This is a genomic window from Amycolatopsis sp. NPDC045836, from assembly GCF_056431745.1.
Window position 1 is genome coordinate 293,807 of the sequence record NZ_JBWKKF010000007.1, and the last position, 19,974, is coordinate 313,780.

At 72.0% G+C, this 19,974-nt stretch carries 18 protein-coding genes; 11 read left to right on the forward strand and 7 right to left on the reverse strand.

Translation table 11 applies throughout. The annotated features are described in order from the left end of the window. Positions 1 to 54 precede the first annotated feature (54 nt). From AC07EG_RS15740 to amaP, 6 genes are read left to right on the forward strand one after another with little or no spacing between them, the layout of a single operon-like run. Positions 55 to 525 (forward strand): Asp23/Gls24 family envelope stress response protein, encoded by a 471-nt coding sequence (locus AC07EG_RS15740; RefSeq protein WP_478253798.1) that lies wholly within the window; start codon positions 55 to 57, stop codon positions 523 to 525. Next, the gene (locus AC07EG_RS15745) at positions 525 to 839 is read left to right on the forward strand and encodes a hypothetical protein (protein WP_478253799.1); all 315 of its coding nucleotides are present in this window, start codon (positions 525 to 527) and stop codon (positions 837 to 839) included. The genes AC07EG_RS15740 and AC07EG_RS15745 overlap by 1 nt, the downstream gene beginning before the upstream one ends. Further along, the gene (locus AC07EG_RS15750) at positions 836 to 1,012 is read left to right on the forward strand and encodes a hypothetical protein (protein WP_209665782.1); all 177 of its coding nucleotides are present in this window, start codon (positions 836 to 838) and stop codon (positions 1,010 to 1,012) included. The genes AC07EG_RS15745 and AC07EG_RS15750 overlap by 4 nt, the downstream gene beginning before the upstream one ends. Beyond that, positions 1,009 to 1,389 (forward strand): Asp23/Gls24 family envelope stress response protein, encoded by a 381-nt coding sequence (locus AC07EG_RS15755; protein ID WP_478253800.1) that lies wholly within the window; start codon positions 1,009 to 1,011, stop codon positions 1,387 to 1,389. The genes AC07EG_RS15750 and AC07EG_RS15755 overlap by 4 nt, the downstream gene beginning before the upstream one ends. 13 nt (positions 1,390 to 1,402) lie before the next feature. Then, on the forward strand, positions 1,403 to 1,939 hold the full coding sequence (locus AC07EG_RS15760; protein WP_478253801.1) for a DUF6286 domain-containing protein: 537 nt from the start codon (positions 1,403 to 1,405) through the stop codon (positions 1,937 to 1,939). Then, positions 1,936 to 2,532 (forward strand): alkaline shock response membrane anchor protein AmaP, encoded by a 597-nt coding sequence (gene amaP, locus AC07EG_RS15765; protein WP_478253802.1) that lies wholly within the window; start codon positions 1,936 to 1,938, stop codon positions 2,530 to 2,532. The genes AC07EG_RS15760 and amaP overlap by 4 nt, the downstream gene beginning before the upstream one ends. Before the next feature lie 558 nt (positions 2,533 to 3,090). Here the strand turns inward: amaP and AC07EG_RS15770 are convergent. The 3 genes from AC07EG_RS15770 to AC07EG_RS15780 form a co-directional block, all read right to left on the reverse strand. Next, complete coding sequence (locus tag AC07EG_RS15770; protein WP_478253803.1) at positions 3,091 to 7,491, reverse strand: HAMP domain-containing protein; 4,401 nt, start codon at positions 7,489 to 7,491, stop codon at positions 3,091 to 3,093. Continuing rightward, positions 7,488 to 8,438: a transcriptional regulator gene (locus AC07EG_RS15775; RefSeq protein WP_478253804.1), complete on the reverse strand. Its 951-nt coding sequence runs from the start codon at positions 8,436 to 8,438 to the stop codon at positions 7,488 to 7,490. The genes AC07EG_RS15770 and AC07EG_RS15775 overlap by 4 nt, the downstream gene beginning before the upstream one ends. A 305-nt stretch (positions 8,439 to 8,743) precedes the next feature. Further along, a complete protein-coding gene (locus tag AC07EG_RS15780) occupies positions 8,744 to 9,400 on the reverse strand; it encodes a response regulator (protein WP_478253805.1) in 657 nt (218 codons plus the stop codon). A gap of 106 nt (positions 9,401 to 9,506) precedes the next feature. Here AC07EG_RS15780 and AC07EG_RS15785 point away from each other — a divergent pair, with 106 nt between their 5' ends. Beyond that, positions 9,507 to 10,571 (forward strand): ATP-dependent DNA ligase, encoded by a 1,065-nt coding sequence (locus AC07EG_RS15785; RefSeq protein WP_478253806.1) that lies wholly within the window; start codon positions 9,507 to 9,509, stop codon positions 10,569 to 10,571. A 71-nt stretch (positions 10,572 to 10,642) separates the two neighbouring features. Then, positions 10,643 to 12,181, forward strand: coding sequence for an alpha/beta hydrolase (locus AC07EG_RS15790; RefSeq protein ID WP_478253807.1), 1,539 nt, complete (start codon positions 10,643 to 10,645; stop codon positions 12,179 to 12,181). A 348-nt stretch (positions 12,182 to 12,529) separates the two neighbouring features. Here AC07EG_RS15790 and AC07EG_RS15795 read toward each other — a convergent pair whose 3' ends face one another. Genes AC07EG_RS15795 through AC07EG_RS15805 form a run of 3 tightly spaced genes read right to left on the reverse strand, consistent with a single transcriptional unit; the run spans position 12,530 to position 14,906 of the window. Further along, complete coding sequence (locus AC07EG_RS15795) at positions 12,530 to 13,324, reverse strand: endonuclease/exonuclease/phosphatase family protein (RefSeq protein ID WP_478253808.1); 795 nt, start codon at positions 13,322 to 13,324, stop codon at positions 12,530 to 12,532. Then, a complete protein-coding gene (ligD, locus tag AC07EG_RS15800; RefSeq protein WP_478253809.1) occupies positions 13,321 to 14,343 on the reverse strand; it encodes a non-homologous end-joining DNA ligase in 1,023 nt (340 codons plus the stop codon). The genes AC07EG_RS15795 and ligD overlap by 4 nt, the downstream gene beginning before the upstream one ends. A 5-nt stretch (positions 14,344 to 14,348) precedes the next feature. Next, positions 14,349 to 14,906 (reverse strand): GNAT family N-acetyltransferase, encoded by a 558-nt coding sequence (locus AC07EG_RS15805; protein WP_478253810.1) that lies wholly within the window; start codon positions 14,904 to 14,906, stop codon positions 14,349 to 14,351. A 55-nt stretch (positions 14,907 to 14,961) separates the two neighbouring features. Between AC07EG_RS15805 and AC07EG_RS15810 the strand changes: the two genes are divergently transcribed. After that, positions 14,962 to 15,624 carry a TVP38/TMEM64 family protein gene (locus AC07EG_RS15810; RefSeq protein ID WP_478253811.1) on the forward strand — a complete coding sequence of 221 codons (663 nt, stop codon included), beginning with the start codon at positions 14,962 to 14,964 and terminating at the stop codon, positions 15,622 to 15,624. A gap of 117 nt (positions 15,625 to 15,741) precedes the next feature. Then, the gene (locus tag AC07EG_RS15815) at positions 15,742 to 17,397 is read left to right on the forward strand and encodes a serine/threonine-protein kinase (protein ID WP_478253928.1); all 1,656 of its coding nucleotides are present in this window, start codon (positions 15,742 to 15,744) and stop codon (positions 17,395 to 17,397) included. A gap of 4 nt (positions 17,398 to 17,401) precedes the next feature. On the opposite strand, the gene AC07EG_RS15820 is transcribed toward AC07EG_RS15815, so the two are convergent. Beyond that, positions 17,402 to 18,505: an amidohydrolase family protein gene (locus tag AC07EG_RS15820; protein WP_478253812.1), complete on the reverse strand. Its 1,104-nt coding sequence runs from the start codon at positions 18,503 to 18,505 to the stop codon at positions 17,402 to 17,404. A gap of 93 nt (positions 18,506 to 18,598) precedes the next feature. Here AC07EG_RS15820 and AC07EG_RS15825 point away from each other — a divergent pair, with 93 nt between their 5' ends. Next, complete coding sequence (locus tag AC07EG_RS15825; protein ID WP_478253813.1) at positions 18,599 to 19,960, forward strand: type I glutamate--ammonia ligase; 1,362 nt, start codon at positions 18,599 to 18,601, stop codon at positions 19,958 to 19,960. The last annotated feature ends 14 nt before the right edge of the window (positions 19,961 to 19,974 follow it).

The following is a 19,974-nucleotide window of genomic DNA, read 5'->3' on the forward strand; positions in this document are numbered from 1 at the left end:
CGCCCGGCCCATCGTACGAATAGCGAACGACGTTGGGAAAGGAGCGGCATTCACATGGCGCAGACGAGCGCGACGAACCCGAGCACCGGCACCACCCCCGCCCTGCGGACGGGCTCGACGCCGGTGCTGAACGAGGACGGGGCGCAGGGCAAGACCACGATCGCCTCGGCCGTGGTGCAGAAGGTGGCCGGGATCGCCGCCCGCGAGGTGTCCGGGGTGTACGCCCTCGGCGGCGGGGTCTCCCGCGCCTTCGGGGCGATCAAGGAACGCATCCCCGGCTCGGGCACGGTGACCACCGCCGGGGTTTCGGTGGAGGTCGGCGAGAAGCAGACCGCGGTCGACCTCGACGTGGTGGTGGAGTACGGCGCGCGGATCGTCGACGTGGCGCGCGCGGTGCGGCGCAACGTGATCAGCACCGTCGAGCAGATCACCGGGCTCGAGGTGATCGAGGTGAACATCGCGGTCAACGACATCCACCTGCCCGAGGACGACGACACCGACGAGAGCACCTCGCGGGTCGAGTGATGACCACCGCTGGAGCCCGCCCGCCGGGCGCGCTGGCCGACGAGATCGCGGGCGCGGTGCTCGCGCACCCGTCGGTGGTCCGGCTGGCGGGCGGTGCCACCGGCGGGCACGTGACGCACCTGCCGGGGCGCCGGGTGGTCGGCGTGCGCACCGCGGACCACGGGATCGAGATCGCCGTGGTGCTCCGGCTCGGCGAGCCGCTGACCGGCGTGAGCGCCGAACTGCGCGAGCGGGTGCGCCGGATCGCCGGGAACGTTCCCGTCGACATCGAGATCACCGACGTCAGCCTCACCCAAGGAGCGAAGGAAGAATGAACGCTACGCAGACCGGAATCATCGCGGGGCTGGTGCTCGGCCTCGCCGCGAGCCAGAGCTTCACCGCCTTCCTCGTCACGCTGGCGGTCGGGGTGATCGGCCTGGTCGTCGGGCGGGTCCTCGACGGCGAGCTCGATCTCGGCGACATGTTCGGCAAGGGCAGGGACCGGTGACCGCGGTCGACCTGCGCCCGTCGGGCGCGCCGGCCGAGCCGGGTGAGCGCGGCAAGCTGACCATCGACCACTCGGTGGTGCGCAAGGTCGCCCAGCGCGCCGCCGACCAGGTGCCGGGCACGGCGCGGGTGGAGCGGAAGGTGGCCGGGCTGGGTCTGGGCACGCACGGCGCCGGCGCCAAGGTCTCGGGCCGGGACAACGACGTGGACCTCGCGCTCGACCTCGCCCTGCACTACCCGGCCCCGGTCCGCACCGTGGTCGGCGAGGTGCGGGAGCGGGTGACCGAGGAGGTCGAGCACATCACCGCCTACCGCGTGCGCTCGCTGGCGGTGACGGTGTCCGCGTTGCTGCCGGAAACCCGGCCACGGGTGCGATAGGAGGGGTTCCGCGGTGCGTGTGTTCGTCCGTTTGCTTTCCACCCTGCTCGGGCTGGCCGTCGCGGTGGCGGGGGCGCTGCTGGCCGCCGAGGTCGGCTGGCACTGGTGGCGGCCGGCCGAGGCGCCGCTGATCGTGCCGTGGCGGGACTGGCGGGATCAGCTGTCCACTTTGGATTGGACCAGCGGCCCGGTCCGGCTGACCGCCGCGCTGGTCGCGGTCGGCGGGCTGGTCCTGCTGCTGCTCGCCGCCGCGGCCAGGCGGCGCGCGGTCCGGCTGACCGATCCCGCCGAGGAGGTCAGCGTCACCACCACCCCGCGGTCGCTGGCGCGGCTGGTGGGCAGGCGGGTGCGGGCCGAGGAGAACGTCACCGGCGCGTCGGTGACGGCCAGCGCGAAGAAGGTGCGGGTGCGCGCCACGTCGCGGCTGGCCACCGAGGGCGAGCTGCGGCCGCAACTGCTGGAAACCGTGCGCTCGCTGGTCGCCGACGTCCCGCTGGCACGCCGGCCAAAGGTGTCCGTTGTCGTCGACTCACCGAAGGACCGCCGATGAAATCCGTCGCCAGCAAGGCCCTGGCCAGGTCCTACCGCGCCGAGCGCACGCTGACCTCGCTGGTCGGCCTGCTCGCGCTGGCCGGTGGGGTGGTGGCGCTGGTGGTCGGGCAGGGCTGGCTGGGCACCTTCCGCGCGCAGCGGCCGGTGCTCGACCCGATCGCGGTGCAGTGGCTGGGCCGCGAGCCGGTGCTCGCCAAGGTCGCCGCGATCGTGCTGGGGGTGCTGCTGCTGGCCTTCGGGCTGTGGTGGTTCTTCCGTTCCCTGCGCCCGGAAGGCAGGCCGGACCTGGACCTCGACCGGACGCCGGGCCAGGAGCTCACGGTCACCGCTTCGGCGATCGCCGGTGCCGTGCGCGCGGACGCGGAAGCCGTCGACGGCGTCAGCCGAGCCAAGGTGCGTGCCGTCGGCGACCCGGCGGCGCCGGCCCTGCGCATGGAGATCTCGCTGCGCGAGGGTGCCGACCTGAAGACCGTGTGGCAGGAACTCGACGCCCGCGTGCTCACCCGGGCGCGCGAATCCCTTGGTGTGGAGACTCTGCCCACCGCCGTCCGCATCGACCTCGACGGCGCCCCGAAGCAACGCGTCCGCTGACGCGCGTTCAGGCAGCCGCACGCTCGGGTTCGCGGGCTGCCCGAACTGACGCCCGCCAACCAGCCACTCGCCCACCCGGGACGCTCGCACCACTCGGCTACCGGAAACACGCAGCCCGGCTACGCCAACACAACACCCAAGCAGCCGAACTCCACGCCCGGCATCTGAATTGCGCACTCAGGCGCCCGAGCAGACGACCCGAACGCCCGACTCAGCTACGCGAACTCACACCCGCCAACCAGCCACTCACCCACCCGGACGCTCAGGCGAGCGCGCCACTCGGCTACCGGAAACACGCAGCCCGGCTACGCCAACACAGCACCCAAGCAGCCGAACTCCACGCCCGGGCACCCAAGTTGCGCCAGACCGCGGGACAGGCGCCCGGCTACCGGAAACACGCAACTCGGCTGCGCCAACGCGGCGCAAGCAACCGCAACTCCACGCCCGGGCACCCGAGCCGCGCACTCGAACCCGCGCAAGTGCGCAACTCGGCTGCCCGAGTCGCCCACTCAGGCCCGCGAGTACCCAACCCGAACGCGGTGCTCAAGGCACCAGCGGTCAGCTGGGGGTGGGGCGGGCGGTGAGCAGGCGGTTCATGCAGTTGAGCAGTTCCTCGGCGTCCACGGGCTTCGTGACGTAGTCGCTGGCGCCGGCGGAGAGGCTCTTCTCCCGGTCCCCCTCCATCGCCTTCGCGGTGACCATGATGATCGGCAGGCCGGCGTAGTCCGGCATCTCGCGGATGGCCGCGGTGGTGGCGTAACCGTCCATCTCCGGCATCATCACGTCCATCAGGATCAGGTCGATCTCCGGGTTCTCCAGCAGCACGTCGATGCCCCGCCTGCCGTTCGGGGCGTGCACCACGTTGACCCCCTGCACCTCCAGCATGCCCGCGATGGCGAACACGTTGCGCGCGTCGTCGTCGATGAGGAGGACGTTCCGGCCGGACAGGCCGGCTTCCGCCGGACCGGCCGCCGGTGCGGCCGCGGGCTCCGGCTGCTCGTCGTCGACGCGGGCGGTGATCTCCGCGCGCAGCTGGTCCAAAGAGGACAGTATCTCCACCGGGGTGTGCCGCAACTGGGCCTGGAGCAACCGGTCCTGCGCCGCGCTGAGCTTGCGCGTGGCGTGCGCCAGCACCGGCGGTACCGCGCCGCCGCCTTCCCCCAGCCGCTTGAGGAAGGTCAGCGCGGTCGCCCCCGGCAGGCTCAGGTCCAGCACCACGCACGCGTACGCCCGCGAGGACAGCCGCGCCAGCGCTTCGTCCGGTGCGGCCTCGGTGTCCACGGCCACGTCACCGACTTCCCTGGCGACACCCCTGGCGAGCAGCGTGAGCAGGCCGTTCTCCCCCGCCTCCACCACCAGCACCGCCCGCTCGCCGATGGAAATCGGCTCCAGCAGCCGGTCCACCACCGCACCATCCATTGTGGACAGCCGGGACACCGACAGGAGCAGGGTGAACGTGCTGCCCTGCCCCAGCCTGCTCTCCGCGTGGAGCTCACCACCGAGCAGGAAGGCCACCTCGCGGCTGATCGACAGGCCCAGCCCGGTGCCGCCGTACTTGCGGCTGGTGGTGCCGTCGGCCTGCTGGAACGCGCCGAAGATCGACTCGAGGTTCTCCTCCTCGATGCCGATCCCGGTGTCCACCACGGAGAACGCCACCTCGGCCGCACCGGCCAGCTTGACCTCCAGCCGCACCGAACCCCGTTCGGTGAACTTCACCGCGTTGGACAGCAGGTTCCGCAGCACCTGGCGCAACCGCTGCTCGTCGGTGAACAGCCGCTCCGGCACGTCCGGCTCGACGGTCACCTCGAAGTCCAGTCCCTTGTCCGCGGTCAGCGGCCGGAACGTGGTGCGCACGTAGTCCAGCAGCTGGCTGAGCGGGAACGGCTCCTGGTGGATGTCCATCTTGCCCGCCTCGACCTTGGACAGGTCGAGGATGTCGTTGATCAGCTGCAGCAGGTCGGTGCCCGCCGACTGGATCACCTTGGCGAACTCGACCTGCTTCGCGGTCAGGTTCTGCGACGAGTTCTGCGCCAGCACCCCGGCCAGGATGAGCAGGCTGGTCAGCGGCGTGCGCAGTTCGTGCGACATGTTCGCCAGGAACTCCGACTTGTACTTCGACGCCAGCGCCAGCTGCTGCGCGCGTTCCTCGATCTCCTGCCGCGCCTGCTCGATCTCGAAGTTCTTCACCTCGATGTCGCGGTTCTGCCTGGCCAGCAGCTCGGCCTTCTCCTCCAGTTCGGCGTTCGACCGCTGGAGCTTCGACTGCTGCGCCTGGAGTTCCTCCGACCGCGCCTGCAGTTCCCCGGCCAGCCGCTGCGACTCCTCCAGCAGCGCGTCGGTCCTGGCGTTGGCGATGATGGTGTTGACGTTGACGCCGATGGTCTCGGTGAGCTGCTCGAGGAAATCGCGGTGCACCGCGGTGAACTCGGTGAAGGAGGCCAGTTCGATCACGCCGAGCACCTGGTCCTCGAACACGATCGGCAGCACGATCAGGTTGACCGGGGCGGCCGAGCCGAGGCTGGAGGACACCCGCACGTAGTCGGCGGGCGTGCGGTCGACCACGATCGGCGTCCTGGTCTTGGCCACCTGCCCGACCAGCGACTGGCCGAACTCGAACTCGGTGGCCAGCTGCTCGGCCTGGTTGTGCCCGTAGGTGGCGATCAGCCGCAGCCGCGGCGGGCTCTGGCCGGGGTCGGCGAAGAAGAAGGTGCCGTGCTGCGCGCCGACCAGCGGGGTCAGCTCGTTCATGATCAGCTCGGCGACCACGCGCAGGTCGCGGTGGCCCTGGATGAGCCCGGAGATGCGGGCCAGGTTGGTGTTGAGCCAGTCCTGCTCCTCGTTGGCGCGGGTGGTTTCGCGCAGCGACTGCACCATCGCGTTGATGTTGTCCTTGAGCTCGGCCACCTCACCCTGGGCCTCCACCGAGATCGACCGGGTCAGGTCGCCGGTGGCCACCGCGCTGGTCACCTCGGCGATGGCCCGCACCTGCCGGGTCAGGTTGCCCGCCAGCTCGTCGACGTTCTCGGTGAGCCGCTTCCAGGTGCCGGACACCCCCTCCACCTCGGCCTGGCCGCCGAGCCTGCCCTCCTTGCCGACCTCGCGGGCCACCCGGGTGACCTCCGCGGCGAAGGCGGAGAGCTGGTCGACCATGGTGTTGATGGTGGTCTTGAGCTCCAGGATCTCCCCGCGGGCGTCCGCGTCGATCTTCTTGGACAGGTCGCCCTGGGCCACCGCGGTGGTCACCTGGGCGATCGAGCGGACCTGGCTGGTCAGGTTGTCCGCCATCGAGTTGACGTTGTCGGTCAGGTTCTTCCAGGTGCCCGCCACGTTCGGCACCCTGGCCTGCCCGCCGAGAATGCCCTCGGTGCCGACCTCCCTGGCCACTCTGGTGACCTCGTCGGCGAACGCGGACAGCGTGTCGACCATGGTGTTGATCGTCTGCGCCAGCGCGGCCACCTCGCCCTTGGCCTCCACGGTGACCTTCTTCGACAGGTCGCCCTGCGCCACCGCGGTGGTCACCTGCGCGATCGAGCGGACCTGGCTGGTCAGGTTGTCGGCCATCACGTTCACCGACTCGGTCAGCGCCTTCCAGGTGCCGGAAACACCCTTCACATCGGCCTGCCCGCCCAGCCGCCCCTCCGTACCCACCTCACGAGCCACCCTGGTCACCTCGTCGGCGAACGAGGACAACTGGCCGACCATGGTGTTGATGGTGTCCTTGAGTTCGAGGATCTCCCCGCGGGCGTCGACGCGGATCTTCTGCGTCAGATCGCCCTTGGCCACCGCGGTGGTCACCTCGGCGATGGAGCGCACCTGGTCGGTGAGGTTGTCGGCCATCACGTTCACCGACTCGGTCAGGCCCTTCCAGGTACCGGAAACACCCTTCACATCGGCCTGCCCGCCCAGCCGCCCCTCCGTACCCACCTCACGAGCCACCCTGGTCACCTCGTCGGCGAACGAGGACAACTGGTCCACCATCGTGTTGATCGTGTTCTTCAGCTCGCGGATCTCCCCGCGCGCGCCCACCGAGATCTTCTGCGTCAGGTCGCCCTTCGCCACCGCGGTGGCCACCTGCGCGATGGCCCGCACCTGCGAGGTGAGGTTGCCCGCCATGAAGTTGACCGAGGTGGTCAGGTCACGCCAGGTCCCGGCGACCCCGGGCACCTGTGCCTGGCCGCCGAGGATGCCCTCGGTGCCCACTTCGCGGGCGACCCTGGTCACCTCGTCGGCGAACGAGGACAACTGGTCCACCATCGTGTTGATGGTGTTCTTCAGTTCGAGTATTTCGCCACGGGCATCAACGGTGATCTTCTGCGAAAGATCGCCTTTGGCCACCGCCGTGGCGACCTCGGCGATGTCACGCACCTGACCGGTCAGGTTCCCGGCCATGAAGTTCACCGAGGTGGTCAGGTCACGCCAGGTGCCGCCGACCCCGGGCACCTCGGCCTGCCCGCCCAGCCTGCCCTCGCTGCCGACCTCGCGGGCCACCCTGGTCACCTCGTCGGCGAACGAGGACAACTGGTCCACCATCGTGTTGATGGTGTTCTTCAGTTCGAGCATCTCGCCTTTGACGTCCACGGTGATCTTCTGCGAAAGATCGCCTTTCGCCACCGCCGTGGCGACCTCGGCGATGTCACGCACCTGACCGGTCAGGTTCCCGGCCATCGCGTTCACCGAGTCGGTGAGCGCCTTCCAGGTGCCGGACACGCCCGGCACCGCGGCCTGCCCGCCGAGCTTGCCGTCGGTGCCCACCTCCCGGGCCACCCTGGTCACCTCCGAGGTGAACAGGGCCAGCTGGTCGACCATGCCGTTGAACACCGCGGACATCTCGTCCATCAGCAGGTCGCCGCTGCGGGGCAGGCGGGTGCTGAAGTCGCCGTCGCGGACCGCTTTCAGCCCTTCCAGCAGCTGCTGCAGGCTCTCTTCACCGAGGGTGTCCGGTCCCGCCACACGATTCATGCGGCAAAGGTAGCTATTCTCTCCGCCAGTTCGCGAGCCTCGGCGTGTTCGGCCCGGCGGACGGCCTCGGCCTCCAGCGGGCGCAACCGGTCGGCGAACCGGGCCGAATTCATGCCTTCGGCGGCCGCCAGCGCCCGTCCGCCCACCGCGGCGGCCACGTCGAAATCACCCATCAGGAGGTGGTCGATGGCCAGCAGCACGAGGCAGAAGGCCCGGCTCCGGTTCATGTCGCGGCCGTACCGCTCGACCACGCCGGTGAGTTCGTCGCAGGCGGGCAGCGCGTAGGCGGGGTCCACGCCGAGCGCCAGTTCGGTGAACACGGTGCCGATCATCGCGGCGAGGTCGTTCTGGTCGAAGAAGCGCGCCCACACCGGCACCTCCTCGTCGCCGGCGTGCGCGTACGCCTCGTCGGCCCGCCCGAGCGACCGGATCGCCTCGTCGCGCTTGCCGAGCTTCGCGTGCGCCCAGGCCTGGTTGGCGCACAGCACGCTCAGCATCACCGCCGAACCGGCGGCGACCGCGGCGCGCTCGCCGAGGGTGAACGCGGTCAGCGCCCGCCCGGGCAGGTCGTAGTGCAGATACACCCTGCCCTTGCGGTACAGGATGTTCGCCACGAGACCGTTGTCCCCGGCTTCCCTGGCCAGTTCCAGCGCGCGGTCGAAACGCGCGTGCGCGGCATCGGGGAAACCGGCGTCGAATGCGGTCCAGCCGGCCAGACTGGTCAGGTCGGCCAGCGCCGAGCACAACTTCGACTTGACGCGCTGGGTGCTCCCCGCTTCGAGGAGCCGGTAACCCCACGAAAGCTGGGCGAGCGCGGCGTCGTGGCACCAACCGCCGCCGTAGCGGTAGTCGAGCGCGCGGAAGGTGCTGGTCTCCTCCTCCACGAGCCGGACCTCGGCCATGCCGATCCGGCTGACCACTGGGGGTTCCATTCCTGTGTCGGGCATGGCTTCGTCTCCCTGTCACTCACCTCGTGGGTGGGCCGGGTGATGGATGCCCCAGTGTCGCACCGGCCAACCATCGGCCGGACCGGTTCTAGTCAGTGATTTTTTTAAGAATGGGCCATCGGCACCAATCGGTGCTCAGCTCCGTTGCGGGTGACGGGCGGGCTAAACAGCGCGCAGCTCCATTGAGGGCGGTGGTGGGCGACGGCAGCTGAAACAGCGCGCAGCTCCATTGAGGGCGGTGGTGGGCGACGGGCGGGCTAAACAGCGCGCAGCTCCATTGAGGGTGGTGGTGGGCGACGGGCGGGCTAATCGATCAATCCGTTGCGGCGCGCGAACGCGACGGCTTCCAGCTTCGAATGCACGTTCAGTTTCCCGAGAATGCGCTGAATGTGGTTGCGAACGGTGTTCCTGGCCAGGTTCAGTTCCGCGGCGATGCGGTCGGTGGCCGCGCCCTCGGCGATCAGCGCCAGCACCTGGCGCTCACGCGCGGTGAGCATCGGCTCGGCCCCGTGCTCCCGGGAGGCCAGCCGGTCCAGCACCCCGGCCAGCAGGCCGGGCTCGAAGGCGGAACTGCCCGCGGCCACCCGCCGCAGCGCGGCCACCAGGTCGGTGAACAGGCCGGTCTTGACCAGCAGCCCGGCCCCGCCGGCGGCGACCACCCTGGCGGCCATGTTCGTGGTGGCCTCCCCGGTGAGCACCAGCACCTGGCTGTGCGGGGACTGCTCGCGGAACTTCGGCAGCGCGTCGATGCCGTCGCCGTCGGGCAGGCGCCGGTCGAGCACCACCACGTCCGGCCGGTGCACCCCGGTGACCGCCAGCCCGGACTCGACCGAATGCGCCGAGGCGACCAGATCGATGTCCGGCACGTCGCCGAAGGCGATCTCCAGTGCCTCCGCCACCATGCTGTGGTCCTCCACCAGCACCACCCGGAGTGGCCGCGTGTTCCCCGGATCAGGCCGCATCCGCCCACCTCTCCTCGCCGACCCCTCGCGGTAGATATGCCACGCCCGGTGGGAAAAAGCCAGACCGCGCCCGCCCGGCTCACCCCCGGTCGAGCAGAATGGGGCCATGTCGCTGACGATGCCGGTCAAGCCCATGCTCGCCAAGCCGGGCAAGTCCATCCCGGACACCGGCGGGCTGCTGTTCGAACCGAAGTGGGACGGGTTCCGCTGCCTGGTCTTCCGCGACGGCGACGAACTGACCCTGCAGTCGCGCACCGGCAAGCCGCTCAACCGGTACTTCCCCGAGGTGCTCGAAGCGCTCGCCCGCATCCTGCCCGCGCGGGTCGTGCTCGACGGCGAACTGGTCATCGGGCGGGGCGGCAGGCTCGACTTCGACGCGCTGACCGAGCGCATCCACCCGGCCGCGAGCCGGGTCGAACTGCTCTCGCGCGAGACCCCGGCCCAGTTCGTCGCCTTCGACCTGCTCGCACTGGACGGCGAGTCGTTCCTCGACGAGCCGACCGAGCGGCGGCGGGCCAGGCTGGAGGCGCTGCCGGAGGTGTTCATCACGCCTGCGACCACCGATCCGGCGCTGGCCAGGCACTGGTTCGAGCTGTTCGAGGGCGCCGGGCTGGACGGGGTGATCGGCAAGCCGCTGGACGCGGTGTACGAACCCGGCAAGCGGCTGATGCTCAAGTACAAGCACTCGCGCACCGCCGACTGCGTGCTGGCGGGGCTGCGCTGGCACGTCGACGGCGAGCCGGGTGAGCTGGTCGGCTCGTTCCTGCTCGGCCTGCACGACGACCGGGGTGTGCTGCACCACGTCGGCGTGGTCGGCTCCTTCCCGGTGGCGCGGCGGCACGAGCTGGCCGAGGAGCTGGCGCCGCTGATCACCGACGGCGCGCACCCGTGGCTCGGCGACGCGGTGACCGAGGGGCAGCGGCTGCCCGGCGGGGTGAACCGCTGGCGCGCCGGGGAGCAGCCGTGGGTGCCGCTGCGGCTGGAGCGGGTGGTCGAGGTCGGCTACGAGCACACCGAGGGCGGGCACCCGGCGCGGTTCCGGCACACCGCCCAGTTCGTGCGCTGGCGGCCGGACCGGGAACCGTCCTCCTGCGACTACGGGCAGCTGGAGGAACCGGCCAGGTACGACCTGGACGCGGTGTTCCGCGGTGAGGTCAAGCGCGTGGAGTAGGTGCTCACGGAACCCTCACCCGTGGCGTGCGAAGCTCGTCGGTGACGATCGTTTCGCGTGAGGAGTCGCAGTTGACGCGCCGGGTTGTACTCGCACTCGCGGTCGCGGTGTGCACCTTGGCGGGCGCGTGCACCGCCGGGCCGTCGAACCGGCCGCCCGTGGTGGAGAACGACGGGCCGCTGCCGCCGGTCGCCCCGGTCACCGGGCCGCCCGCCACCCCGCCGCTGCCGCCGCTGGAGGAGCCGGGCGAGAGCTCGGTCGAGTGGAAGGACTGCGCGTCCGACACCAGGCAGCGCCTCGGCGGGCAGCCGGTTCCGGCGAACGTGCCGTTCAGCTGCGGGCGGGTGTCCACCGCGCTGGACGCCCCCGAGCTGCCCGGCCGCGGCATCGCCCGGATCAACCTGCTCAAGGCGGGCACCGGGCCGGTTCCGCTGGTGGTGCTCAACGACATCGACGGCGAGCCCGGTTCGCTGCACGCGCTGCGGCTGGCCGCGTCGCTGCCGCCCGAGTTGCTGCAGCGGTTCTCGCTGATCGGGGTGGACCGGCGGGGCACCGGGCTGTCCGACCCGGTGCGCTGCATCCCGGCCGAGGTGCGCACCGAACTGGTCGGCTTCGACCCGGCGGAGGAGTCGGTCGAGCCGCTGCTGGACGCCGCCCGGCAGGCGGGCCAGCAGTGCGGCATCACGCTGGAGGACGACCAGGGCGCCTTCGACAGCTGGCGGACCGCGGGTGATCTCGACGAGATCCGCTCGCAGCTGGGCCTGACCAAGCTGAACGCGCTGGCCAGGGGCGAGGGTTCGCAGGTGCTGGGCGCGTACGCGGTCCGGTTCACCGACAACGTGGGCCGGTTCGTGCTGGACGGCGCCCCCGACCCGTCACCGGACGTGGCCTCGGTGCACGACGCGCGGGCCGCCGGGGCCGAGGCCGCGCTCACCGCGTTCGGCGCCGACTGCGCCCAGCGCGGCTGCGCGCTGGGCGGGGACGCACGCACCGCGGTGACCGGCTTGCTGGAGCAGTTGCGCGCCGACGGCGGTGTTTCGCTCAATCCCGGGTTGGCGGTGCACGCCATCGTGAGCGGGCTGGCGCAGCGCACGCGGTGGCCGGAACTGGCCGACGCGATCGCCGCCGCCCGTTCCGGCGACGGTGCCGAGCTCGCCGCGTTCACCGATCCCCTGCTCGCCGACGACCGCCTCAACCCGACGCGCCTCGACGGGGGCATCGCCACCCGCTGCAACGACACCACGGTCCGGCTGTCGGCCGACCAGATCGACGCGATCAGCCGCGACCTGCGGGGCAGGCACCCGGTGTTCGGCGGTTTTGTCACCCAGCAACTGGCTTGGTGCAGCCCGTGGCCGGTGCCGACGCAGGCGCTGCCGCCGCTGAGCAAGCCCGGCGTGCCACCGGTGCTGCTGGTCAGCACCGCCGGTGACCCGGTCACCTCGGAGCAGGGCACCGCACGGGCCGCCGAGCAGCTGCCGAGCGGCGTGCGGATCGGCTGGCAGGGCGCCGGCCACGGCGCGGTCGGCACCTCCACCTGCGTCGGCGAGAAGGTCCGGGACTTCCTGCTGGACGCCAAGGTCCCGAACGACGGCACCCTCTGCCCGGCTTGACCCGGTTTCGGCTGATCGCCAGAAGCGCCGCACCAGAGCAAGGTTGGTGCCCCCCCGGCACCCCGACAGCACTCCGGGCACCCCGCCGCCACCACCCAGGCACCCGCCCGGCCACCCCACCAGGTCGCGCCGACCGCAACAAGCCGCGCATCCAGCACAGAAGTGGCGCCCCGGGCAACCAACCGGAAGCCGGGCGCCCACCAGCAGTCTCAGCACCAAACAGCACCCCCGAGCACAGCCAGCAGGAACCCGGGCACCCACCAGGAGCACCGCCCGGACCCCCAACCCCGCCTCGGTCCACCGCCAAGAACACGGCTCACTGAAAAACCGGGGCGGCACCCGGGAAACTCACCACAACTGCACCAAGGCAAGCACCGGCCGATGATCCGAAGCCACCCTCTCCTCCGGCACCCTCGTCACCACCGGAGTCAGCGTGCTCAGCACGTAATCCAGCCGCCGATCCGGCACATCGGCCGGGAAGGTGAACCCCGCCACCCCGGTCGGCGGCAACCGCTCGAACAGCGGCGCCAGTTCCGCCGCCGCCGCCCCCGCGTTCAGGTCGCCTGCCAGCACACCCGGCTGGACCACCCGCACCATCTCCTCGACCTGCCGCGCCCGCACCGCCGGGTCCGGCCGGTGGTCGAGGTGCGTGACGTAGAACCGCAGCGGCCTGCCCCGCACGTCCAGCTCCGCCTCGGCGAAACCGGGCATCGGCGCGAGCGGGGTTTCGTCCACTGTGGACAGGCGGGTGATGGCGTGGTTGACCGCGTGCCGGATCGGGAAGCGGCTCAGCACCGCGACGCCGTAGCGCCGCCGCTCCACCCGGCCCGGTTCGGGCTCCTTGTCGTAGATGGGCGCGAAGAACACCTGCATCCCGGTGCGCCGCCCCAGCTCGGCGGCCTGGTCGGCGTACTGGCTGCGAGCCGCCCAGTGCACGTCGACCTCCTGCAGGCCGACCACGTCGGCCCGCGAATCGGTGATCACCCGGGCCGTGCGCGCCAGGTCCAGCCTGCCGTCCAGGCCGATGCCGGAGTGGATGTTGAAGGTCAGCACCCGCAACGCGGCCCCGCCCGCGGCCGCCGCCGGGACCGCGGCCACCACCAGCAGGAACGCGGTCAGCAGCGCCACCGCCCGGCGGTTCACTTCGGCCGGTCCCGGTCCTTGCTCGGCTGCACGCGCTTGGGCTCACCGGGCATCTTCGGGTAGTCCGGCGGGTACGGCATCTCCGCCTGCCCGGTGTCCCGCTCGTCGCGGTCGTACCACTCCAGCAGCGTCTCCAGGCCGAACGCCTCGCCGTCCATCCCGGCGTGCGCGTCCCCGTGCTCGGCCAGCCAGTCCGGCACGGTCAGCACGTCGAACTCGTCCGGATCGGCGTCGGCCAGCTGCTCCCAGGTCAGCGGCGTGGACACGGTCGCCCGCGGGGTCCCGCGCACCGACCACGACGAGGCCACCGTCCGGTCCCGCGCGGCCTGGTTGTAGTCGATGAAGACCCGGTCGCCGCGCTCCTCCTTCCACCACGCGATGGTGGCCAGCTCGGGGTTGCGGCGCTCCACCTCACGACCGAGCGCGATCACCGCGTGCCGCACGGCGATGAAGTCCCAGTCCGGCCGAATCCGCACCAGCACGTGCACACCGCGGCCGCCGGAGGTCTTCGGGTACCCGGTCAGCCCGGCGTCGGCGAGCACCTCGCGGACGGTGCCCGCCACCTCCACCGCGTCGGCGAACCGCGCCCCCTCCGGCGGGTCGACGTCGATGCGCAGCTCGTCCGGGTGGTCCACGTCCGGGCGGCGCACCGGCCACGGGTGGAAGTCGAAGGTGCCCAGGTTCGCCGCCCAGGCGAACACCGCGGGCTCGGTCGGGCAGACCTCCTCGGCGGTCCGCCCGGACGGGAAGGTGATCTCCACGCGCTGCACCCAGTCCGGCGCGCCCTTGGGCACGCGCTTGGCGTAGAACAGCTCGCCGGTCACCCCGTCCGGATAGCGCTTGAGCGTGGTCGGCCGCTCGCCGATCGCCCGCAGCAGCGGCTCCCCGACGGCCAGGTAGTACTCCACCACCTGCCGCTTGGTGATGCCGCGCTCGGGGAAGTACACCTTGTCCGGGCTGGACACCCGGACCGTGCGCTCGCCCACCTGGTACTCGACTGGGTCACCGTGTTTCGCCACGACGCCTAACCTAACCGCGGATCGCCTTCCAGGAGGGACATCTGGATCGCGTCGTGCCATTCGCCGTTCCACCACAGGGCGTCGCGGCGGAGTCCTTCGCGGACGAACCCGCACTTCTCGTAGGCCCGCCGCGCCCGCGGGTTGAACTCGAAGACCTCCAGGCCGATGCGGTGCAGGCCGACCACGTCCAGGCCGAAGGCGACCACCAGCCGGATCGCTTCCGTGCCGTACCCCCGGCCGAAGGCGTGGCTGCCGAGGGCGATCCGGAAGTCCATCGACCGGTTGTCCTCGTCGAGGTCCATCAGCACCACTTCACCGAGGTAAGCGCCGTCGTCGTTGCGGACCACCGCGTAGTCCGCCCGATCGGGCCGGCCGCGGCGGGTGGCGAGGTGGGCGCGGACCTCGTCGCGGGTGAACCGGTGGTGCGTGCCGGTCAGCCGCCTGGTCTCCGGGTCGCCGAGCACCCCGCACGCGCCGTCGAGGAAGGATTCGTCGAGCTGCCGCAGGGTGACCAGCGCACCGGGCAGGTCGGGCTGCTCGCGCAGCGGTCCGGGATCGAGCACGCGGCGTACTGGACCACATGCCGGTGCCCGCCGTCACCCCGATTACCGTGGACGCATGACCGGCCGGGCCAAACTGATCGCCGCACTGGTGCTGTTCGCGGCACTGGTCACGGCCGCACTGGTGATCGACGTCCCCGCGCCCGCGCAGCTGCGGGCCTGGGCCACCGGCGCCGGGTGGGTCGCGCCGGTGCTGCTGCTCGCCGCGTACTCGGTGCTGACCGTGGCGCCGATCCCGCGCACCAGCTTCAACGTGGTTTCCGGCCTGCTGCTCGGCAACGCGCTCGGCATCGGCGTGGCGCTGCTGGCCACGGTGGTCTCCGCGGCGCTCGGCTTCGGGCTGGCCCGGCTGCTCGGCCGCGACTGGGTCGCCGGTCACCTCGAGCGCGGGCGCATCCGGGCGCTGGACGCCCGGCTCGCCGACGGCGGGGTGCTCGCGGTGGCTTCGCTGCGGATGATCCCGTTCGTCCCGTTCGCCCCGATGAGCTGGGCGTGCGGGGTGCTCTCGGTGCGGTTCGGCCCGTACCTGGCGGGCACCGCGCTCGGCAGCCTGCCCGGCACGGTGCTGGTGGTGCTGGTGGGAGACGCCCTCACCGGCACCACACACCCGGCTGTGTTGGCTGGCTTCGCGGGGTTCGCGCTCATCGGCGCGGCCGGGCTGTACCGCGTGATCCGGCGCACAAAACCGGAATCGATCGCATCCGACGCCGCGGTGTCGTGACAGCTCCGCCGACCGCGCCCGCTACACTCGTTCGGGTGCGCTGAGCGGTTGCTCGCGCCGAGCCAGCCACCATGCGGGACCGTCTTCCGAGGAGTAGTTGCCATCGACACCGGTCAGCTGATCGCAGGGCACTACCGCCTGGTCGAGCACATTGGCAGCGGCGCCATGGGAGTGGTGTGGCGGGCCATCGACGAGCGCCTGGAGCGGTCCGTCGCGGTCAAGCAGATCCTCGCCCAGCCCGGGTTGTCCGAGGCCGAGCGGATCAACTCCCGGCAGCGCGCCATGCGCGAGGCGAAGAACGCAGCCCGCTTCCAGCACCCGAACGCCATCGTGGTGTTCGACATCGCCCAGCACGACGGCGACCCGTGCCTGATCATGGAGTACCTGCCCTCCCGCAGCCTGGCCGCGGTGCTGGCGGAGAACCCGACGCTGCCGCTGCCGCAGGTGGCGCGGATCGGCGAGCAGGTGGCCGCGGCGCTGGTGGCCGCGCACCGGGCCGGCATCGTGCACCGCGACGTCAAACCGGGCAACATCCTGATCGACGACGGCGGCACCACCAAGATCACCGACTTCGGCATCTCGCGGGCCGCCGGCGACCTCACCCTGACCCAGACCGGGCTGATCGGCGGCACGCCCGCCTACCTGGCCCCCGAGCTGGCGCGCGGCGCCGACCCGTCCCCCGGGTCGGACGTGTTCGCGCTGGGCGCCACGCTGTACCACGCGCTGGAGGGCGTCGCGCCCTACGGCAACTCCACCAACCAGCTCGCGCTGCTCTACAAGGCGGCCAACGGCAAGGTCGAGCCGCCGCGCAAGTCCGGGGCGGCCACCGCGCTGCTGATGAGCATGCTGCAGACCGAGCCGGGCGAGCGGCCGACCATGCCCGAGGCCCGTGAGCGGCTCGCGGCGCTGGCCAGGGGCGAGGGCGACGCCCACGGCGCGACGACGGTCGCGGTCTCCCCCGCGCTCGGCGTGGCCAGTGGCGGCCGCCAGCCGGTCACCCCCGCCGGGGGCAACCCGATCTCACGCACCCCGTGGGCCCGCACCGACAAGGCGCCCGCGATGGCCGCCGCGCCCAAGCCGGTCAACCCGACCTCGACGTTCCCGCCGCAGAGATCGGAGCCGGTGGCCCCGCCGCCGCAGCCCCAGCAGCCGCAGCAGACCAAAACCGCTCCGGGAGCCGCCGCCGCGCCCCCGCCCGCGCTGAGCTCCGGCCGCACCCCGGCCCAGCAGTCCGAGGCCAGGCGCAAGGCGCTGATGCTCAGCGCCGGTGGTGCCGCCGTGCTGGTGGTCGCGGCGGTCGTGTTCATCGTGCTGTCCTCGTCCAACGGTGACGACGGCGGCGGCGACAACGCGCAGGCCCTCCCGCCGGCGACCAGCCAGCCGCAGGCACCCACCGAATCCTCGGCCCCGCCCAGCTCGGCCAAGCCGTCGCAGCAGAACACCACCAGCTCCGGCAAGGTCGAATGGGGTCCGGCCGGGCAGAAGGTGGTCGACTTCTACAACCTGCCCGGCGGTGCCGCCTCCTCGTGGGCCATGCTCACCCCGGCGGGCCAGGCCGAATACGGCGACCAGGCCGCCTTCAAGCAGTACTGGGAACAGTTCAAGTCGGTCAGCTCCAAGGGCGCGGTCGCCTACAAGAAGGCGAACAACGACGACGGCTCCGTCGACATCAAGATCACGGTGAGCCACGACGGCGGCTCGGTGGAGAAGGTGGTGCGGGTGGTCTCGGTGAACGGCCAGCTCTACCTCGACACCAACACCAAGCTCAACTGAGCCCTCAGTCCGGGAAGTAGACCCGCCGCGCGTTCTCCCCGGCCACCGAATCGCGGAACCGGCGGGCGTCCGCGCCGGTCCACGACCCGGCCTCGACTCCCCCGCCGAGCACCTCGTCCAGCGCCCGCCGGAACAGGGTCGCGGCGAGGAAGTGCAGCTCGGGCAGGCCGAAGGCGTCGGAGGAGTAGAGCACCTTGCCGAACGGCGCCAGCTCGGTGAGTTCGGCGAGCAGCGCGCCCGCGCGATCACCGGCGTTGTGCCCGGCGAGGCCGAGGTCGGCGAACACCGTGCCGAACACCTGCGCCAGGTAACCCGCCTCCCGGTGGAACGGGTAGTTGTGCAGCAGCAGCACCGGCACACCGGTCGGTGCCAGCGCCCGCAGCAACGGCATGAGCAGCAGCGGGTCGCACTCGCGCAACCGCACGTCCTGGTCACCGAGGCCGACGTGGAACTGCACGGGCAGGCCGAGGTCGGCCCCGCACCAGATGCCGAACCGGTGCAGCACCTCGTCGGCGAGCCGCCCGCCACCACCACGCAGGAACCGCCCGGCGGCCGCGGTGACCTCGGCCGCCGCCGGGCGTTCCGGGGCCAGGTCCAGGCCGACGCGGTAGGCCGCGATGGACTTCACGCCGACGGCACCGGCGGTCCTGGCGGCCAGCCGGGTGCGGAACGCCTCGGCGAAGTCCCCGGCGGCCACCCCGCTGGCGAGCACCTGCTCGGCGACCTGTTCCAGCCGGACGATCTCGTGCGCGGGCGCCCCGGCCAGCTCGCCCAGTTCCGCCGGGCCGAGCAGCGGTTCCGGCTCGAACCCGGTGTCGACCAGCAGCGCGCTCAGCCCGGCCGCGGTGAGGAACCGCCGATCGACCTCGGCGACCCCGAGTTCCGCCCGCCGGGCGAGGTAGTCCTCCGCCGGAGCGTGCGCCGGCAGGTCCAGCACGGGCGCGCACCAGCGCCGCACGGCCAGCCCGATGCGCGAGTCGAACAGCGAGCCGCCGAGCGCGCCCGGGGCGGGCGCCTCGGTGAGCAGCGACTCGAAGGCGGGCCGGTCCAGCTCGCGGCGCACCACGCCGTGGCAGTGGTGGTCGACCAGTGGCAGCTCGCTGTCCATCCGTCCTCCCTCGACCGGGACAGCCGACGACGAAGTTCGATCGTTCACGCGAGACTGGTGCTCTGTCCAGACCACGGGGAAGGGGCTTGAGGGATGGACCAGCGCGACCGCGAGGCGCGGGCCGAAGCGGCCCGCGGGCTCATCGCGGACCTCGTCGAACGCGGGATCACCGCCGTCGCGGTGACCTGGGTGGACACCAGCGGCATCACGCGGGTCAAGGCCGTGCCGACGGCCCGCCTCGGGCACGCCGCGGCCTGGGGCATCGGCGCCTCCCCGGTGTTCGACGCCTACCTGGTCGACGACTCCGCGGTGACCGGCCGGTTCGCCGGTGGCCCGGTCGGTGACCTGCGGCTGCACCCCGACCTGGACCGGCTCACCGCGCTGGCCGCCCAGCCCGGCTGGGCCTGGGCCCCGGCCGACCGCTACCAGCAGGACGGCGCCCCGCACCCCGCTGATCCGCGGCTGCTCGCCCAGCGCGCGGTGACCCGGCTGGCCGACGCCGGGTTGACCGCGCAGGTCGCCTTCGAGGTCGAATGGTGCGTCTCCCGCGGTGACGGCGACGAGTTCGTCCCGGCCAGTTCGGGCCCGGCCTACGGCATGAGCCGGATCACCGACCTGCCCGGCTACCTGCGCGAGGTGCTCGAAGCGCTCGGCGCGCAGGGCATCGCCGTGGAGCAGCTGCACCCCGAGTACGCCGCCGGCCAGTTCGAGGTGTCGGTGGCGGCCACCGACCCGGTCGGCGCGGCGGACCTGCTGGTGCTGGTGCGGGAGACCGTCCGCGCGGTCGGTCACCGGCACGGCCTGCGCTCCACCTTCGCGCCGAAGGTGGTGGCCGGTGGCGTCGGCAACGGCGGGCACGTGCACCTGAGCCTGTGGCGGAACGGCACCAACCTGATGTCCGGCGGCGACGGCTGGCACGGGCTGACCGAGCAGGCCGAAGCCTTCGGCGGCGGCATCCTCGACCGGCTCCCCGGCCTGCTCGCCATCGGCGCCCCCTCGGTGGCCAGCTACCTGCGGCTGGTGCCCGCGCACTGGTCGGGGCCGTTCCGGTGCTGGGGCTGGGAGAACCGCGAGGCCGCGCTGCGGCTGGTCACCGGCGAGACCGGGCACGGCCGGCGCGCGGCGAACCTGGAGGTCAAGTGCTTCGACGGCGCCGCCAACCCGTACCTGGTGGTGGCCGCGCTGCTGGCGGCCGGTACCGCGGGCATCGCCGAGCAGGCGGCGCTGCCCGAGCCGATCCAGGTCGACCCGGCCTCGCTGCCGGAGGGCACCGTGCAGCGGCTGCCCACCAGCCTCGGTGAGGCCGCCACCGCCTTCGGAGCCGACCCCGCGTTGCGCAAGGCGCTCGGGGAGGAACTGGTGGACACCGTGCTCACCGTGCGCCGCGGGGAAATCGCGTTGTTCGACGGGCGGTCGGCTGAAGAAATCGTGGCTCGCACCCGGTGGCGCTACTGACGCGATACCGTGAG

What these genes read in the sequence shown, in the direction of transcription:
- AC07EG_RS15750 (WP_209665782.1), top strand. Translation starts at nt 836, where the DNA reads ATGAACGCTACGCAGACCGGAATCATCGCGGGGCTGGTGCTCGGCCTC.
- AC07EG_RS15745 (WP_478253799.1), top strand. Translation starts at nt 525, where the DNA reads ATGACCACCGCTGGAGCCCGCCCGCCGGGCGCGCTGGCCGACGAGATC.
- AC07EG_RS15820 (WP_478253812.1), bottom strand. Translation starts at nt 18,505, where the DNA reads ATGGACAGCGAGCTGCCACTGGTCGACCACCACTGCCACGGCGTGGTG.
- AC07EG_RS15775 (WP_478253804.1), bottom strand. Translation starts at nt 8,438, where the DNA reads ATGCCCGACACAGGAATGGAACCCCCAGTGGTCAGCCGGATCGGCATG.
- AC07EG_RS15780 (WP_478253805.1), bottom strand. Translation starts at nt 9,400, where the DNA reads ATGCGGCCTGATCCGGGGAACACGCGGCCACTCCGGGTGGTGCTGGTG.
- AC07EG_RS15825 (WP_478253813.1), top strand. Translation starts at nt 18,599, where the DNA reads ATGGACCAGCGCGACCGCGAGGCGCGGGCCGAAGCGGCCCGCGGGCTC.
- AC07EG_RS15770 (WP_478253803.1), bottom strand. Translation starts at nt 7,491, where the DNA reads ATGAATCGTGTGGCGGGACCGGACACCCTCGGTGAAGAGAGCCTGCAG.
- AC07EG_RS15810 (WP_478253811.1), top strand. Translation starts at nt 14,962, where the DNA reads ATGACCGGCCGGGCCAAACTGATCGCCGCACTGGTGCTGTTCGCGGCA.
- amaP (WP_478253802.1), top strand. Translation starts at nt 1,936, where the DNA reads ATGAAATCCGTCGCCAGCAAGGCCCTGGCCAGGTCCTACCGCGCCGAG.
- AC07EG_RS15740 (WP_478253798.1), top strand. Translation starts at nt 55, where the DNA reads ATGGCGCAGACGAGCGCGACGAACCCGAGCACCGGCACCACCCCCGCC.
- AC07EG_RS15785 (WP_478253806.1), top strand. Translation starts at nt 9,507, where the DNA reads ATGTCGCTGACGATGCCGGTCAAGCCCATGCTCGCCAAGCCGGGCAAG.